Raw genomic sequence first — 15,188 nt, 5'->3', positions numbered from 1 at the left:
GACCGGTCACCACCGGAGGTATCAGTCGGCGCCAAAGATGCATGAAGTGCATTGATGCGCACTATGCATATTTTTGGCTAGTCTGGGTCGCGCCCACCACGACAGGACACCCCGCGATGTCCTGCCAGGAAAGGACGTGCCGATGAGCGCGAGCAGTGAGCAGGCCGAGTACGACGCGACATCCGATTCCCCGACCGCGATGGTCCGGATCCTTCCCGACGACCTGACCCAGCGGCGGCCGGGCTGCCCCTTCGACCCCGCGCCCGGCCTGGAACGGCGAAGGAACGGCGGGCAGGTACAGCCCCTTCCACTGCTCAACGGCGCCGAGGCGTTTCTGGTCACCGGGTTCGACGCGGCCCGCGCGGTGCTCGCGGACCCGCGATTCAGCTCCGACCGGTTTCGCCACCGCGACGCCACCCACCTGCGGCCGGACGAGGTCGCCGAACTCGCCGCCTCATCTCGGCAGGCGGAACCCGCGCAAACCCAGCCCCGGACCGACGGCATGTTCATCTTCATGGATCCGCCGGAGCACACCAGGTTGCGGCGTCTGCTGACCGGCCAGTTCACCGTCAAGCGCATGAAGGAACTGGAACCGAGGCTGACCCAGATCGCGGTCGAGCGCATCGAGGCGATGCGCTCGAAGGGCACGGAGGCCGACCTCGTTCCCGAGTACACCCTGCCCGTTCCTTCGCTGATGATCTGCGAACTACTCGGCGTCGACTACGCCGACAGGGAGGAGTTCCAGCACAACACGGCCGTGGGCCTGAACCTCAACTCCTCCGGCGAGGAACGCGCGAAGGCCAGCGGCGCGCTCTACGCGTTCATCCAGCGGCTGGTCGCCGACAAACAGCGTCACCCGGCCGACGACCTGCTGTCAGGGCTCATCCACGACGCGGATCCGCCGCTGACCGACGGCCAGCTCGTCGACATGACGCTGGTCCTGCTCGGGGCGGGGCACGAGACGACGGCGAACATGCTCGGCCTCGGCACGCTCGCCCTGCTCGAACATCCGGAACAGCTCGCGGCCCTGCGCGCCGACCCTTCGCTGATCGACAACACCGTCGAGGAACTACTGCGATACCTGAGCATCGTCCAGCTCGGGGTGACGAGGGTGGCCAAGGAGCCGGTCACCGTCGACGGGGTGGACATTCCGGCCGGAGCGACAGTCGTGATCGCGACCCCCGAGGTCAACAGGGATCCCCGGTTTTTCCCCGAACCCGACCGGTTCGACCTGCGCAGGTCCCGCTCTCCGCACCTCGCGTTCGGGCACGGCGTCCACCAGTGTCTCGGCCAGCAACTCGCCCGCATCGAGATGCGCATCGGCTTCCAGGAACTGATCACCCGGCTGCCGTCGCTGAGGCTGGCCACCCCGGCCGAGCACGTGCCGCTGCGCAACGACATGCTGATCTTCGGGGTGCACGCGTTGCCGGTGACCTGGTCCTGACCACCCGGTTCCGCGCGGTCTGCATGATGGAGGCATGCAGATCCGTAAGTTCTCCGTGGGAGATCACGAACTCACGCTGCGGCAGGCGGAGCCCTTCGATGTTCCGGACCTCCACCGCTTCGTCGTCGAACTGGCCGAGGCGGAACAGTTTCCGGGCGAGGTCGAGGCGACCCAGGACGATCTCGCCCGCGCTCTGTTCGGCGCGGAACCCGTCGCGCACGCGATTCTGGCCGTGGTGGACGGCGCTCCAGCCGGGTTCGCCATCTACTACCCCACCTACAGCACGATCCTCGGCCGTCAGGGTCTGCACCTCGAAGACCTCTACGTCAGCGAATCCCACCGGGGGCTCGGCATCGGCCGGATCCTGCTCGGTCATCTCGCCGACCTCGCGGTACGGCAGGGCTGCGGACGGCTGGAGTGGTGGGTTCTGCGCACGAACGAGAACGCGATCCGGTTCTACCGCAGGCTCGGTGCCCGAGGACTCGACGAACTCGACGTCATGCGCCTCGAAGGCGACGCACTCGGCGCCATGGCCCGCGAATGCGAACCGGAAGTGGTGTAGACCGCGCGCTCAGGTGGTGATCTCGGCCCGGTTTTCCGTCCCATCGGAGAGGAATCCCGCGAGCAGCCGTCCTTCCGCGACAACGGCGTCCCGGTCGGCTCGCGACAGCGTCCGCAGCCGCGCGACGAGCACAGTGCCTTCCCTGACTGTCCACGTGGCCGACACCCTGCCGTCGACAAGCACGACGCGGTCACCGGCGACCGAGACTCCTTTGTGCTCGTCGTCGATGACGCGGCTACGGTCGTGGTAGCCGAGCAGCGCGTTGTCGAAGGCGGGCAGGAACCGCACCGGTGCGGGGGTGCCGGGATCGGGGCGCGGCGCGCCGGGCAGATCGAGCAGTTCCCTGCCGCGTTCGTCGCGGAAACTCACCAGTTCGTCGCGGACCGCCGACACGGCGGCGGGAAGCCCGGCGAGCCCGCACCACGACCGCAGGTCGGCGCTCGCGGCCGGCCCGAAGGCCGCGAGATAACGCCGCACGAGATCCTCGCCAGCGGGGTCGGTTCCCTCGCCTTCCGGAGCGGCGGCCTCCCCGCCCAGCCACGAGGACAACAGCGCGTTGCGGACCCCGCCCTTTCCCTTCCACAGCCCGCGAGGGGGAAGCTGCACGACCGGAACAAGCGCGGAGATCACCAGCTCGCCGAGCGCCCGTTGCCCCGCCTTGGGCCAGCGCGCCATGAGTGCCTTCGCGATGTCCGCCGTCGAGCGCGGCTCGGCTTCGGACAGCAGCCGCCTTCCCTCCGCGGCGAGCTCGTCGAGGTCCACCCCGTCCAGTTCGGCACGGTAGACACCGAACACCCGCTGACGGAGCATCGCGGCGTGCCGGTCCCGCCACGCGAGCGCGTCCCGCGCCGTGACGAGATGCACGGTGCGCCGCATGAGATGCATGCGCACCACCTCGCGGCCGGTCAGCGCACTGTCGAGTGTGGAGGGATCGAACCCACGCAGTCTCGCCCACAGCCCCGTGAACGGCTCCCGTGGCTCCTGCGCCTGCATACCGCACAGCTGCGCGACGGCGTCGGGCACGGACAGCTCGGCTCGGTCGAGCAGCAGCTGCCTGGCAAGGGTGGCGCGGCCCAGCGCTCTGGTGTCGAGAACGGTCATCGGCTCGTTTCTCCGGGGTCGGTCGAGTCAGACTACCCAGCCATGGTCCCGGCCAAAGCGGTCAGAATTTGTCCGCTTCGTGTGCCGAATCCTGCCGTACCCGCCCGCGCAAGAACACCACGGCCAGCCCAGCGCCGACGGCGAGGAGCACCGCGCACACCGACGTGGCGACCTGGACTCCTTCGGCGAACGAGACTCTGACCGTCTCAAGCAGACCGTCCCCCGCACGTCCCGAAAGATCCTCCGCGATGGCGACCGCGTTGCCGACGGTCTCGCCTGCCTCGTGCAAGTCGCTCTCGCCGATCCCGTCCGGCGGGTCACCGGCCAGCCGCGACCGGTACACCGCCATACCCGTGGCCCCGATGAACGCGATCCCGCCCGCGAGCCCGAATTCGGCTCCGGTCTCCGCGACACTGGAGGCCATCCCCGCCCGCTCGCCAGGAGCAGCACCGACGATCAGGTCGGTGATCAGCGCCAGCGTCGGGGTGACACCGACGTAGAGCACGGTGAATCCCGTAACCGTCCACAACGGACTCTGCATCGGAGCGGTCACGGCGATGACGGCGGCACCGAATGCCGCGATCGCCAGTCCCGCACCGACGACGAACGCGGGCCGCACCCGCCTGGCCAGCCTCGGCGCGACGAGGGTCGCCACGACGCCGAGCACGATCGACGGCACCGTCCACAGCCCCGCTTCCAGCGGGCTGAGTCCCGTTACGGTCTGCAAGTACTGCATCACGAGCAACTGGGCACCCGCGATCGCCGCGACGGCGAGCAATTGGGCCCCGAGCCCCGCACCGAACGCGGGGAGTCGGAACAGCCGCAGATCCATGAGCGGATCGGCCGAACGCAGTTGCCTCCGCGCGAAGAACAGGCCGACGAGCGCGCCCGCGACGATCCAGCCTGCCGCGCTCCAGCCGAATCCTTGCAGGGAAACGGTTTTGACGCCGTAGACGAACGCGAGCACTCCGGCGACGAGCAGCATGGCGCCCGCGAGGTCGAACCGTCCCCGCAGCCTGGTTTCGCTCTCCGGAAGCAGAGCGGGACCGGCGGCGAGCAGGACGACCATCACCGGGACTCCGATGAGAAAAACCGAGCCCCACCAGAAGAATTCCAGCATTACCCCGCCCACGAGCGGGCCGATCGCCTCACCGGCGGTGAACGCGGTCATCCACACGGCGATCGCGAAACCACGCTGCGCGGGAACCGGGAACAGTTCGGCAAGCAACGCCAGCGTCGAGGGCATCAGCGTGGCACCGGCGACGCCGAGCAGCGCTCTCGCCACGATCAGCAACTCGGCCGTCGGGGCGAAGGCCGCGAAGATCGAAGCCGCGGCGAACGCGGCGGCTCCGATCAGCAACAGCCGCCTTCTGCCGATCCGGTCCCCCAGGGCCCCCATGACCAGCAGAAAACCGGCGACCAGGAATCCGTACACATCCAGGATCCACAGCAGTTCGGTTCCGGAGGGCGCGAGGTCGGCGCTCAGACTCGGCGCCGCGAGGTGCAGCACGCTCAGGTCCATGGACAGCACGACGGTCGGCAGCGCGAGAATCCCCAGCGCCAGCCATTCCCGCCGCCCGGCGCGCGCCGTCGACGCGCCGCGCGTTCCTTTCGGTTCCTCCACTGTGTCCTTCATGTCCTCTCCCGGATTCGGCTCGCGCGAACGGCGGTCCGCCAGCAGGAAACCGACGCTAAACTCTGACGTTGGTGTGAGAGTCAAGCGAAGGAGCACGGGATGAAGATCGGCGAATTGTCCCGCCGCACCGGCGTGAGTGTCAGGGCGCTGCGCTACTACGAAGAGCAAGGACTGCTGTCCCCTCGGCGCACGCCGAGCGGGTACCGCGAGTTCGGCGTCGGCGACATCGCACTCGTCGACCGCATCCAGACCCTGCTCTCAGCCGGGTTGAACACCGAGCTCATCGCGGGAGTGCTGCATTGTTTCGACGACGGCGGTGCCGGGCCGACACCCGTCCCGACGTGCGCCGAGATGATCGAGGAACTGGAAGCCGCCCGCGAGCGGATGCTCCGGCGCATCGACGATCTGACCACGTCGACCGCGCTGCTCGGCGCCATCATCGAGACCGGGCCTTCCCCCGCCGTATCCGCCTGAGGAAACCGACCCACGCTCGCGAGGAGCAGTAGTGCGGCCCTATGTCTTCACCGAACCGATCACGACGGCCCGGCTGCGGCTGCGGCTCATGGACAGCGCCGACGTGGACGACATCCACGCCTATCAATCGCGCGAGGACGTGTGCGCGCACCTGCTCTATTCGCCCCGGACCAGGGACGAGGTCGTCGGCAAGGTCACCGGCTTCGCCAAGCGGACCCGGCTTGAGCACACCGGCGACGTACTGCAACTCGCCGTCGAGCGGATCGAGGACGGCCGAGTGCTCGGCGAAGTCTGTGTCACGATCCGCAGCGAGGACAACGCGACCGCCGACATCGGCTGGGTCTTCCATCCCGCTTTCCACGGCAGAGGCTATGCCTCGGAGGCAGCGCTCGCCTTGCTCGAACTGGCTTTCGGCACGCTCGGACTTCATCGCGTCATCGCGGAACTCTCACCGGCGAACACCGCGTCCGTGAAACTCTGCCGCCGGATCGGGATGCGCGAGGAAGCCCACTTCGTTCAAGACGTACTCGTCAAAGGACGGTGGGAGGACACGGGCGTGTACGCGATCCTGCACGGCGAGTGGCTGGCGGCGCGGAGAAACGGGCATCGCCGCGCGTGATCAGCCGGCGAGCCGGAGTTGCCCTTCCGGGTCGTCGGCACGCACGACGACGAGGAAGTAGTTCGCCTGGGCGCAGTTGACGTTCTCGCCACCCGTCAGCTCGACGTCGACGGTGCCATCGGATACGACCGCCTCGGCGCCGGTCTCCATGCACCCGGGCTTGACGAAGGCGAACGACCGCACGCCTTCGCCGTCCGGCTGGGCGGTGAGCGCGCCTTTCGCCTCCTCGATGTCCGCGGAGGCGGCCTCACTCAGCGTGCGATACAGCCGCTGGCCCTCGTCGCCGGTGAGTTCGACCGGTACCGGTGCCTTGCCGGTCAGCGGGCCCAGTTTGACGAAGCCGCTCACCTCGGCCCCACTGCCCGCCGAACCACAACCGGCGAGAACTGCGGCGAAAACCAGGAACAAGCCCGCGAGTGTGCGCATGCCATTACGGACGACAACGAGAACGCGCTGGTTCCGACGTGGTGCCTACCCGAACACCGAATCAGAGCCAGTTGTGCTGGCGGGCGTAGCGGGCGGCGGCGTGGCGGGTGCGGGTCTGGGTTTTCTGCATCGCGTTGGACAGGTAGTTGCGTACCGTTCCCTCGGCGAGGTGCAGCTGGGCCGCGATGTCGGCGACCGAATATCCCTCGCCGGTCACTCTCAGCACGTCGAGTTCGCGGTCGGTGAGCGGGCAGTCGTCGACGACGGCGAGCGCGGAGACGTCAGGGTCGATCCACCGTTTGCCATCGTGCAGGGTCGTGATGACGGAGGCGATGTGTGCTGGTTCCGCGGATTTGCTGACGAAGCCCTGCACGCCGAGTTTCAGTGCCTTGCGCAGCACTCCCGGCCTGGCGTGCCTGGTCAGCATGAGGATGACCTGATCGGCCCTGACCCTGCGAATCGCCGAGACCGCGCCGAGTCCGTCGACACCCGGCATTTCGAGGTCGATGACGAGCACGTCGGGCTCGTGCCGCAGCGTGGCGTCGATGGCGGCTGTGCCGTCCTCGGCTTCGGCGAGCACGGTGATGTCGCCTTCGAGGGGTAGCAGCGCGGCCATCGCCTTGCGCAGCAAGGCTTCGTCGTCGGCGAGCACCACGGTGATCATCGGTCCCCATTTCCGGTCGCACCGGCCACGCGGGATTCGGGGAACACCGCCGCCGTCGAGAATCGTCCTCCCTCTTGCTCCACCGTCAGCTCGCCTCCCTCACCGGCCACCCGTTCCCTCAGCGTAGCCAGACCACTGAGTTCGGGGAGCGGGCCTGTGCCGGCCCCGTCGTTGACGATCGCGATCCCGGTCCTCGACAGGGTGACACGTACTTCACCCGCCTGAGAGTGCCGCAGGATGTTGGTCGTCGTTTCCCGAAGGACCTGGCCGAGCAGTTCGCTCACGCTCGCGTCGACCTCGGCTTCCCTTTGCACACGCACGCGGATACCGGCGGCCTCGAAGAGGTTCTTCGCGTTCTCCAGTTCGGCGGAGAGGTTGAGCCGTCGTTGCGCGTGCGCGAGTTCCTTCGTCTGGGCAATGGTGTCACCGACGAGCGCGTAGATCTCCTTGAGTTCTTCTTCGGCCCGCTCGATGTCGGTGTGCACGAGCTTGCGCGCCAGCGCGGTTTTCAGCTTCACCACGTGCAATGTGTGCCCCTGGATGTCGTGCAGGTCGCTGGCGAACCGCATGCGTTCCCTGACGACCGCGAGTTCCGCTTCGCGTTGCCGCGACTCCTCCAGTTCGTCGACCACGTCATAGAACCGCTTGTTGGGAAACATCAGTCCCGTCGCGAGCACGGTGACACCGGTGGGGATGAGCAGGTAGGCGATGAAGGTCTGGAAGGTGTCGTCGTGAGGCATGAGCAGCCGCACGAACCCGACCGACGCGACGAATCCGGCGAGCGCCACCGCGGCCCTGCCCTGGTGGCGGCCCAGTTCGGGGATGAGGAAAGGGCCGACGATGGAGATGCCGTAGAAGGCGGTCGAACTGTCGAGGGCCAAGCCCCCGAACACCCACACGGCGGCGGCGACGATCGTGCACGGGATCGCGACGGACATGACGTCACCCGCCGCCCATCGCACGGTGGCGACCATTCCGGCCAGTACGCCGAGGCCGAGCACGAGGGCCTGCCACCAATTCTCGGCGTCGACGGCCACCAGCAACGCGCCGACGAGCGCGAGCGGGGGAACGAACATGACGATGTTGAGCGTGCGAAGCCGTCCCCTCGCCTCGGTCTGCTCTTTCACCGAGCGCCTGCCTCCCCGGGCGGTTCTCACCGGCCCTGCCCTCTTGGCGCGACGATGGGGTCGAGCAACGCGACGGCGAGCGCACTCGCGACCGCCACGCCCGCGGCCGTCCACATCAGCCACTGATTGTCGTCCATCCAGGATTCCACGCCGTCCGGGTAGACACCGGCGCCGAGAACGTGGACCAGGAACGCCACGCACACCACGAGGAAGGTGATCATGTTGGCTACCAGCAGGATGCGCAGGGGCCGGACGTCCATTGTGCGCACCTCCGGAAACAGTGAGAACAGCGATAGCACTGTCCAGTATCCGGTGCCGCTCCCTGCCCCACCAGTGACACTGCGTCATACCCTCACCGGTAGAAACGTCATGGCACGCGGTGACGTGACGGCACTGCCGCGACCGCGCCGCAGCAGGTGGAATCGACGGCATGACTTTCGCAACGAGTTCCGCACCGGTCATCGACGTCGAACGGCTCAACCTCAGTTACGGCGACTTCCACGCGGTGAAGGATCTGAGTTTCCAGGTGCTTCGCGGCGAGTTCTACGCGCTGCTCGGCACGAACGGTGCTGGCAAGACCTCGACACTGGAGACCATCGAGGGCCATCGCGACGCCACCTCGGGCACCGTAAGGGTCTTCGGACAAAACCCGCGTAACCGAGGGGCCGTGCGACCGCGTATGGGCATCATGCTGCAAGAGAGCGGTTTCTCGCCGGACCTGACGGTCCGGGAATCGGTCCGGCTGATCGGCAAGCTCACCCAGCGCGCCGACGACACCGACCGCGTACTGGGCATCGTCGGTCTCACCGGCAAGGCCCGCACGAGGGTGTCCCAGCTTTCCGGCGGCGAGAAACGGCGGCTCGACTTCGCGACGGCGGTGTACGGCACGCCGGAGCTGGTGTTCCTCGACGAGCCGACGACCGGTCTCGACATCCAGTCGCGGGACGGGCTGTGGGATGCCGTCGACCGGCTGCGCGACGAGGGCTCGACGATCGTGCTCACCACCCACTACCTGGAGGAAGCACAGCAACGTGCCGACCGGATCGGGTTGATGCACGAGGGAACCTTCCACCGCGAAGGAACGGTCGCCGAGCTGACCCAGACCCTGCCTGCCACGATCCGGTTCTCCCTGCCGGCCCACGCACCCGCGCCGCCGTTGCCCAGTACCCGGGAAGCGGAGGGACGGTTTCTCATCGAGACCTTCGGTCTACAGAAGGACCTGCACACGCTGCTCGGCTGGGCGCAGGACAACGCGCTGGAACTGCGGGAACTTCGAGCGGGGCCGACGCGGCTCGACGACGTCTTCCGTTCCATCAGCGCCGGATAACTCATCCCCGACGTCCCGAGAGGACTCTCACCATGCTCGCCATCGCATTCAGCGAACTGATCCAGATCTTCCGCAACCGGCTGGTGCTCGTCACCAGCCTCGTCATGCCGGTCGCCGTGAGCGCGTTCTTCATCTACCAGCACGAGACCTTCGCCGCGATCGGCAGTCTCGGGTACATCGCGGCGGTCGTCGTGTTCACCGTAGGCGCATTCGGGCTCTACACCACCACGGTGACGACCCTCGCCTCCCGCAGGCAGAACCTCTTCCTCAAGCGGCTGCGCTCCACCTCGGCCAGTGACGGGGGGATTCTCGCGGGCCTGCTGCTTCCGATCACCGTCATCACACTGGTCCAGGCCGCCGTGATCCTGACCGTGCTCGCCACCGTGACGGGCGGACCGGGCAACGCCGTGCTGCTGGCCGTGGCCGTCGTCGCGATGGTGGGCATGATGCTGGGGCTGGGGCTCGCCACGGCAGGGGTGACCAACTCCCCCGAGCACGCCCAGGTGACCACGCTGCCCATCAGCATCGGCAGCATCGCGGTCGCGAGCTGGGTCGGCATCACCGGCACCGAGGAACTCACCCTGCTCAAGCGAATGCTTCCCGGCGGATCGGCGACCGAACTCATCATGAACGCGTGGAACGGCGGCGTCGCCATGGCTGATTCGCTGTTGCTGCTGGCCCCGACCCTGGCCTGGGTCGTCGTCGCCGTCTCGCTTGCCTCCCGGTTCTTCCGCTGGGAACCGCGAAGGTGACGGTGCGGCCCCGTCTTCCGCGCCGAACCGATGTTCCCGCGCACCGGCTTCTGGAAGGATCTTGAGGCCGACTGGGGATCTCCGGGGATGTGGTGTGCGTGCTGAGGGCGAGCGACATGGCCGTGGTGGGGCCGTACCGGGTGCTGGCCGAACTCGGCGAAGGCGGCATGGGCAGGGTTCTGCTGGGCTGCGGACCCGACGGACGGCTGGTGGCGGTGAAGGTCGTGCACGAGCGGTTCGCAGGCGACGGCGGGTTCCGGGCCAGGTTCCGGCGCGAAGTGGAGGCGTCGAAGGCGGTGTCGGGGGCCTACACCGCGGCCGTGGTCGACGCGGACGCCGACGCGGCGACACCATGGCTGGCCTCGGTGTTCGTGCCGGGTCCTTCGCTGAGGGAGGCGGTGGACGCGGCGGGCCCGCTCCCGGGGGAGCCCGCGTTGCGGCTGGCGGCGGGGCTGGCCACGGCGCTCGGGCACATCCACAGGGCGGGCCTGGTGCACCGCGACGTGAAGCCCTCGAACGTCCTGCTGACCGAGGACGGGCCGCTGCTGATCGACTTCGGCATCGTGCGGGCCGTCGACGCCGGAAAAGGCGGGGATCTCACGCGGTCGGGCTGGCTGATCGGCTCGCCCGCGTTCATGTCGCCTGAGCAGGCCATGGCCGAACCGGTGACCCCCGCGAGCGATGTGTTCTCGCTGGGTTCGGTGGTCGCCGCCGCGTGCACCGGCGCGAGCCCGTTCGCGGGCGCCGCGACCTTGCAGACGTTGAACAAGGTGGTGGACGCCCCCGCCGACCTCACGAAGCTGCCTGCCGAGGTGCGGGAGGTGGTGCGGCCGTGCCTCGCGAAGGATCCGGCCGACCGGCCCTCCCCTTCGGAACTACTGGACCTGATCGGCCCGGTCCGGCCGTCGAGCAGGCCGTGGCCCTCCGGTGTGCACGAGCTGATCCGGCGGCGTTCCCACGAGGTCGCTCTTCTGCTTGACGACGACACCACCCTCCAGGGCCCGGCTCCCACGAGTGCGCTTCCGCCGACCAAGGTCAGTGCCCCCAGTGCCCCCAGCGTCCCCGCTGTCACCGGGACGCGGCGGCGGTTGCTCGTCCTCGCGATCGTGGCCGTCCTGGTGCTCGCCGGGGTCACAACCCGGACGCTGTGGCCATCGGGCGAGGCGTCACCGGAAAAGAAGGAAGCGACGGGATGGCGGCAGACGGGGACGCTGGATCTCCATGCCCCCGCCGACTGGGTGCTGTTCAGTCCTGACGGAACGACGATGGCCGTCGTCTACGAGGACGGCACGGTGCAGTTCCGCAACCACCGGAGCGGCGAGCCGCTCAGCCAGGTCTTCGGCCCGGTCGACAGGTCGTCGGCACAGGCGTTCACCGAGGACGGCGATGTTTTCGTCACCGGAGCGGACAGCGGAGTGCTGCGAGGCTGGAGCGTGCCTTCGGCCGAAGAGGAGACCGCCGAGGTGGTCCTCGCCGACCACCCGCGCGCGGTGGGACTGAACCGCAACGCGCGGATCGCGGTCGTCCACCTCGGTGGTTCCGACGGAGTGGAGGCTTGGGAGCTGGTGGGGCCGGTCAAGCTCGGCCTGCCAGAGACCTCGGCCGTCGTGGTGAGCCCGGACGGGAGCACCCTCGCCTACGACCCGACACCGGGACCGGAAGGGGAGGCGACCTACCCGCTCCAGTTGTGGGATGTGGACAGTGGGCGGCCCGTCGGAAAGGTGCTCGCTCCGCTGGAAGGCGACGTACAGCTCAGCCAGTTCAGCACCGACAATCGCATGCTGGTGACGCTGACCAAGCGGGAAGGCGAAGCCGTTGTCCGACTGTGGGACACGGCGACACAGAACCAGATTCGCCCTCCGTTCACCGTCGAGGACATCGACGGCGGGGAGCGGATCGGAATCCAGCTCAGCCCCGACGGCAGCGGACTGATCCTCGCCGACAACGACACGGTGCGGTGGCTGGACCTCACCGAGGGGCGGCAGAAAGGTCCCGTGCTCGAAGGGGTCTCCTACGCCTCGTTCACCGGCGAGGGAAACACGCTCGCGACAACGGACGGAACCGGAACCGTGCGCTTCTGGCACACGCCCTCCGGCTGAGAAATCCACGTCACTTGGCGAAGCACGTGCGGTACAGCACGCGCATCTCCTCTTCGAACTCCGGAACGGGGCCTTCGACCCACGCGGCGGGAACGACCGTCGTGATCGGCAGCGGAGCCACCGGCCCCTGAGGTACGCCCCACTGCTCCAGCCACCGGCCGAGCTGGGCGCTGGAGGCCGCGAAGACGATGCGGCCGAGCCCTGCCCAGCCATGGCTCGCCGCGCACATCGGGCAATGCTCACCCGAGGTGTAGACCGTGGCGGCTGCCCGTTCACCCCGCGCGAGGTTGTCGACGGCCCACCGGGAGATCGCGATTTCCGGATGGAGCATCGCGTTTCCGTCCTTGACCCGGTTGTGGTCCTCGAAAAGCACCTCGCCGCCGGGACTCACCAGCACTGAGCCGAACGGTTCGTCGCCGTCGGCCAGTGCCTTCCTCGCCAATTCGACGCAGCGGCGCAGGTGCTTGAGGTCCGTCTCGGTGATCGTCATGCGGGCTCCAGTCCGGATCGGCTTTCTCGCTCGGGTGCCATTACGGACAACCCTGCCCGCCATGTCCCGCTTTGGCGAACCGGTCACGGGAAAACGCCGCCGCCGAGCAGCGCGACGCTGTAGACGACGATCCAGGTAGCCCAGCCGAGCCAGCCGAGCAACCCGGCGAAAGCGACGCGGCTGGCGCCGTCCGCGTTGTAGGGGCTGGCCATCGACGAGAAGAACAGCAGGACCGCGCTCGCGTAGCCGAGCACGGCGTGCCAGCCGGGAATGGCATCGACACCGGTGCCCGCAGCCGTGAACCCGAGCAGCGCGATGGCGAGGAATGCCTGGTTGAATCCGAAAAGGACATTGCTCGTCACCCACAGTCCCGCGACGGAGCCGCGACCGTGCGCCGCGGCGGCGGCCATGCCGAACCTGAGCGCTTCCACCACCATGAACGTGGCGTTCTGCATCAGCACGCCCGCGAAGCCCACGAGTGCCCACGCGTCGGTCTCGCCCGCGCCGCGCCACAGCGCCGCGAGCAGTCCTCCCGCGAACACCGTGAGAAACAACCAGGTCAGCGGCGCGACGACCGAGGGAGCCCGCAGCTTGTCGCGCACCGAGGCCAGCGAAGCGGTTGTCTCCTCAAGGGAATGGCCCGAGGTCGGCAACGGGAGCCCCGCCCTGAGATAGACGGCGTTGATCACGATCGCCAGCACGACGAACCCGATACCACCCACGCCGGCGAATCCGGTGATCGTCATCGGGGCAACTCCTATCGACTTTACAACACTTATATTGAATATAGGCAGTGAGCAGCAGATTGCGCAACGACCTCGGCGGACCCCAGGTCCCCTTCATTACGATGACCATGAAGCCAACGAGGAGCACGAATGGAAGCAGAGCGGCCTCGTCGCAAGTACGACTCGCTGCGCAGGACGACCCAGGCGATGGAGACCCGCGCGGAGATCGCGAGGGCAGCCCTCGACCTCTTCGTGGCCAAGGGCTGGGCGAACACGACGGTCCGCGACGTGGCGAAGGAAGCAGGCGTCTCGGTGCCGACGGTCTACGCGGCCTACCAGAACAAGACGGGCCTGACGCGCGCGCTCGCCGACGCGGCCGACCTCTCGGCCGAGCCGGCCAGGATGCTCTCGGAACTGGAGCGGGCCGACGCCGATCCGGCACGACAACTCGGCGCCATGGTCGCGTTCGACAGGAGGCTCTACGAGCGCGCGGGCGACGTCATCGCGCTGGTCCGCGAGGCGGGCCGGACGGAGCCGGAACTCGGCGCGCTCTACACGGAGGGCCGCGCGCTCGCCGACCGGAACCGGCTCAAGATCTTCACGGACTGGCCGGCGGGGACGCTGCGCACCGGTCTCGGCCCCGAGACGGCCGTCGACATCTACGCCGCGATGTGCAACATCGACAGCTACACGACCCTCACCGGAGAACGCGGCTGGCCCGCGGAGCGGATCGAATCGTGGTGGCGCGAAGCGCTGCCCCGCGAACTACTCGCCCCGCGCCCGTAGCCACCGAGGACAGCCTGCCTCACCCTCCGGCGGCCACGTCGACCGTATCGTTGAGGCCATGCACTTCACGACGGGTTCCTGCGTCCATGTCGGCGAGGTGGTGTGCGTGCGGCCTCGTGGCGTGCTGGCCGGATCGGTCCGCGACTACAGCGGGTACCGGGAACACCTCGTCGGAACGATCAACCGCAGGGAGTTCGCGTCGAGCACGGTTCTGGTGAACCTCACGTTCGGTGACCCGATCACGGTGGTGCGCACGCCGGGAGAGGGCGCGGGAACCTACCGGGAATCTCTGGTCACCGGCCCGAGGGACACGAGCGCGGAGACCCTGGTCGGCGGGAGGCAGCACGGCATCCAGCTCGCGCTGAGCCCGCTCGACGCGTACTCGATCACCGGAACGCCCATTCGCCTGCTCAGCAACAACTGCCTCGACATCGGTGCCCTGTTCGGCAAGCCCGGTTCCGAGCTGATCGAACGGCTCGCCGAACAGCCGGGCTGGGCGCAGCGCTTCCGGCTGCTGGACGAGACGCTGCGCGATCTCAGAGACAAGGGACCACGACCCGATCCGGTCGTCGCCTCGGCCTGGCACGCTCTCGCCCGCTCATCGGGTGCCGTCAGGGTCGCCGCTCTCGCCGACGAACTCGGAGTGAGCAGACGGCATCTCGTGCGCCGGTTCACCGAACAGGTCGGGCTGCCGCCGAAGACCGTGGCCCGCATCGTGCGGTTCGAGCGCGCGATCACGTTGCTGCACAAGCGCGAGCGCACTACGGTCGCCCGGATCGCGGCGGAAGCGGGCTACTCGGACCAGGCACACCTCAGCCGCGAGATCAAGGCGTTCAGCGAGGGCACGCCGAGCCAGTTCACCAACAGGACGGGATCCGGTTTCGCGAAGGCCGCGTAAGGTCCCATTCATTCAAGCCACGGCATCGGCTCGCTTGGTTACCTGTGCACTGACCACA

17 protein-coding genes are annotated in these 15,188 nt (G+C 68.2%); 9 read left to right on the top strand and 8 right to left on the bottom strand.

The genetic code is table 11. From position 1 onward, the window contains the following. Positions 1–142: 142 nt before the first annotated feature. Positions 143–1,444 carry a cytochrome P450 gene (locus BAY61_RS05420; RefSeq protein WP_091799237.1) on the top strand — a complete coding sequence of 434 codons (1,302 nt, stop codon included), beginning with the start codon at positions 143–145 and terminating at the stop codon, positions 1,442–1,444. A 34-nt stretch (positions 1,445–1,478) separates the two neighbouring features. Further along, on the top strand, positions 1,479–2,006 hold the full coding sequence (locus tag BAY61_RS05415; RefSeq protein ID WP_091799234.1) for a GNAT family N-acetyltransferase: 528 nt from the start codon (positions 1,479–1,481) through the stop codon (positions 2,004–2,006). Positions 2,007–2,015: 9 nt separating this feature from the next. On the opposite strand, the gene BAY61_RS05410 is transcribed toward BAY61_RS05415, so the two are convergent. Together BAY61_RS05410 and BAY61_RS05405 are read right to left on the bottom strand one after the other, a co-directional pair. After that, on the bottom strand, positions 2,016–3,107 hold the full coding sequence (locus BAY61_RS05410; RefSeq protein ID WP_091799231.1) for a winged helix DNA-binding domain-containing protein: 1,092 nt from the start codon (positions 3,105–3,107) through the stop codon (positions 2,016–2,018). Between the two features lie 61 nt (positions 3,108–3,168). Next, positions 3,169–4,743, bottom strand: coding sequence for an MFS transporter (locus BAY61_RS05405; protein ID WP_091799228.1), 1,575 nt, complete (start codon positions 4,741–4,743; stop codon positions 3,169–3,171). A gap of 99 nt (positions 4,744–4,842) precedes the next feature. On the opposite strand from BAY61_RS05405, the gene BAY61_RS05400 reads away from it, so the two are divergent. Next, a complete protein-coding gene (locus tag BAY61_RS05400) occupies positions 4,843–5,217 on the top strand; it encodes a MerR family transcriptional regulator (protein WP_091799225.1) in 375 nt (124 codons plus the stop codon). A gap of 31 nt (positions 5,218–5,248) precedes the next feature. Then, on the top strand, positions 5,249–5,836 hold the full coding sequence (locus BAY61_RS05395) for a GNAT family N-acetyltransferase (protein ID WP_091799222.1): 588 nt from the start codon (positions 5,249–5,251) through the stop codon (positions 5,834–5,836). Here the strand turns inward: BAY61_RS05395 and BAY61_RS05390 are convergent, their stop codons facing one another. From BAY61_RS05390 to BAY61_RS05375, 4 genes are all read right to left on the bottom strand, one after another. Beyond that, complete coding sequence (locus tag BAY61_RS05390; protein WP_091799219.1) at positions 5,837–6,262, bottom strand: hypothetical protein; 426 nt, start codon at positions 6,260–6,262, stop codon at positions 5,837–5,839. A gap of 61 nt (positions 6,263–6,323) precedes the next feature. Then, entirely contained in the window at positions 6,324–6,926 is a 603-nt protein-coding gene (locus BAY61_RS05385; RefSeq protein WP_091799216.1) for a response regulator transcription factor, read from the bottom strand. Continuing rightward, positions 6,923–8,002, bottom strand: coding sequence for a sensor histidine kinase (locus BAY61_RS05380; protein ID WP_091800673.1), 1,080 nt, complete (start codon positions 8,000–8,002; stop codon positions 6,923–6,925). Before BAY61_RS05380 ends, BAY61_RS05385 begins: the two co-directional genes overlap by 4 nt. Before the next feature lie 77 nt (positions 8,003–8,079). After that, positions 8,080–8,313: a hypothetical protein gene (locus tag BAY61_RS05375; RefSeq protein ID WP_091799213.1), complete on the bottom strand. Its 234-nt coding sequence runs from the start codon at positions 8,311–8,313 to the stop codon at positions 8,080–8,082. Positions 8,314–8,483: 170 nt separating this feature from the next. Between BAY61_RS05375 and BAY61_RS05370 the strand changes: the two genes are divergently transcribed. The 3 genes from BAY61_RS05370 (at position 8,484) to BAY61_RS05360 (ending at position 12,231) form a co-directional block, all read left to right on the top strand. Beyond that, the gene (locus tag BAY61_RS05370; RefSeq protein ID WP_091799210.1) at positions 8,484–9,380 is read left to right on the top strand and encodes an ABC transporter ATP-binding protein; all 897 of its coding nucleotides are present in this window, start codon (positions 8,484–8,486) and stop codon (positions 9,378–9,380) included. Between the two features lie 32 nt (positions 9,381–9,412). Further along, positions 9,413–10,132 (top strand): ABC transporter permease, encoded by a 720-nt coding sequence (locus BAY61_RS05365; protein WP_091799206.1) that lies wholly within the window; start codon positions 9,413–9,415, stop codon positions 10,130–10,132. A gap of 98 nt (positions 10,133–10,230) precedes the next feature. Then, positions 10,231–12,231, top strand: coding sequence for a WD40 repeat domain-containing serine/threonine protein kinase (locus tag BAY61_RS05360; RefSeq protein ID WP_420848744.1), 2,001 nt, complete (start codon positions 10,231–10,233; stop codon positions 12,229–12,231). Positions 12,232–12,241: 10 nt separating this feature from the next. On the opposite strand, the gene BAY61_RS05355 is transcribed toward BAY61_RS05360, so the two are convergent. Both BAY61_RS05355 and BAY61_RS05350 read right to left on the bottom strand, forming a co-directional pair. Further along, positions 12,242–12,721: a nucleoside deaminase gene (locus BAY61_RS05355; RefSeq protein ID WP_091799203.1), complete on the bottom strand. Its 480-nt coding sequence runs from the start codon at positions 12,719–12,721 to the stop codon at positions 12,242–12,244. 83 nt (positions 12,722–12,804) lie between these two features. Beyond that, complete coding sequence (locus BAY61_RS05350) at positions 12,805–13,467, bottom strand: hypothetical protein (protein ID WP_091799200.1); 663 nt, start codon at positions 13,465–13,467, stop codon at positions 12,805–12,807. Positions 13,468–13,596: 129 nt separating this feature from the next. Here BAY61_RS05350 and BAY61_RS05345 point away from each other — a divergent pair, with 129 nt between their 5' ends. Beyond that, the gene (locus BAY61_RS05345; protein ID WP_091799197.1) at positions 13,597–14,232 is read left to right on the top strand and encodes a TetR/AcrR family transcriptional regulator; all 636 of its coding nucleotides are present in this window, start codon (positions 13,597–13,599) and stop codon (positions 14,230–14,232) included. A gap of 58 nt (positions 14,233–14,290) precedes the next feature. Then, positions 14,291–15,130 (top strand): helix-turn-helix domain-containing protein, encoded by an 840-nt coding sequence (locus BAY61_RS05340; protein ID WP_091799195.1) that lies wholly within the window; start codon positions 14,291–14,293, stop codon positions 15,128–15,130. The last annotated feature ends 58 nt before the right edge of the window (positions 15,131–15,188 follow it).

It is taken from the genome of Prauserella marina, from assembly GCF_002240355.1.
Lineage (GTDB): Bacteria > Actinomycetota > Actinomycetes > Mycobacteriales > Pseudonocardiaceae > Prauserella_A > Prauserella_A marina.
The sequence above is the reverse complement of the archived record's forward strand: the minus strand, read 5'-3'. Positions and strand labels throughout refer to the sequence as shown.

Coding starts and splice junctions, on each gene's coding strand:
- BAY61_RS05410 (WP_091799231.1), bottom strand. CDS start 3,107: ATGACCGTTCTCGACACCAGAGCGCTGGGCCGCGCCACCCTTGCCAGG.
- BAY61_RS05400 (WP_091799225.1), top strand. CDS start 4,843: ATGAAGATCGGCGAATTGTCCCGCCGCACCGGCGTGAGTGTCAGGGCG.
- BAY61_RS05355 (WP_091799203.1), bottom strand. CDS start 12,721: ATGACGATCACCGAGACGGACCTCAAGCACCTGCGCCGCTGCGTCGAA.
- BAY61_RS05390 (WP_091799219.1), bottom strand. CDS start 6,262: ATGCGCACACTCGCGGGCTTGTTCCTGGTTTTCGCCGCAGTTCTCGCC.
- BAY61_RS05405 (WP_091799228.1), bottom strand. CDS start 4,743: ATGAAGGACACAGTGGAGGAACCGAAAGGAACGCGCGGCGCGTCGACG.
- BAY61_RS05375 (WP_091799213.1), bottom strand. CDS start 8,313: ATGGACGTCCGGCCCCTGCGCATCCTGCTGGTAGCCAACATGATCACC.
- BAY61_RS05350 (WP_091799200.1), bottom strand. CDS start 13,467: ATGACGATCACCGGATTCGCCGGCGTGGGTGGTATCGGGTTCGTCGTG.
- BAY61_RS05340 (WP_091799195.1), top strand. CDS start 14,291: ATGCACTTCACGACGGGTTCCTGCGTCCATGTCGGCGAGGTGGTGTGC.
- BAY61_RS05370 (WP_091799210.1), top strand. CDS start 8,484: ATGACTTTCGCAACGAGTTCCGCACCGGTCATCGACGTCGAACGGCTC.
- BAY61_RS05345 (WP_091799197.1), top strand. CDS start 13,597: ATGGAAGCAGAGCGGCCTCGTCGCAAGTACGACTCGCTGCGCAGGACG.
- BAY61_RS05380 (WP_091800673.1), bottom strand. CDS start 8,002: ATGTTCGTTCCCCCGCTCGCGCTCGTCGGCGCGTTGCTGGTGGCCGTC.
- BAY61_RS05420 (WP_091799237.1), top strand. CDS start 143: ATGAGCGCGAGCAGTGAGCAGGCCGAGTACGACGCGACATCCGATTCC.
- BAY61_RS05385 (WP_091799216.1), bottom strand. CDS start 6,926: ATGATCACCGTGGTGCTCGCCGACGACGAAGCCTTGCTGCGCAAGGCG.
- BAY61_RS05415 (WP_091799234.1), top strand. CDS start 1,479: ATGCAGATCCGTAAGTTCTCCGTGGGAGATCACGAACTCACGCTGCGG.
- BAY61_RS05365 (WP_091799206.1), top strand. CDS start 9,413: ATGCTCGCCATCGCATTCAGCGAACTGATCCAGATCTTCCGCAACCGG.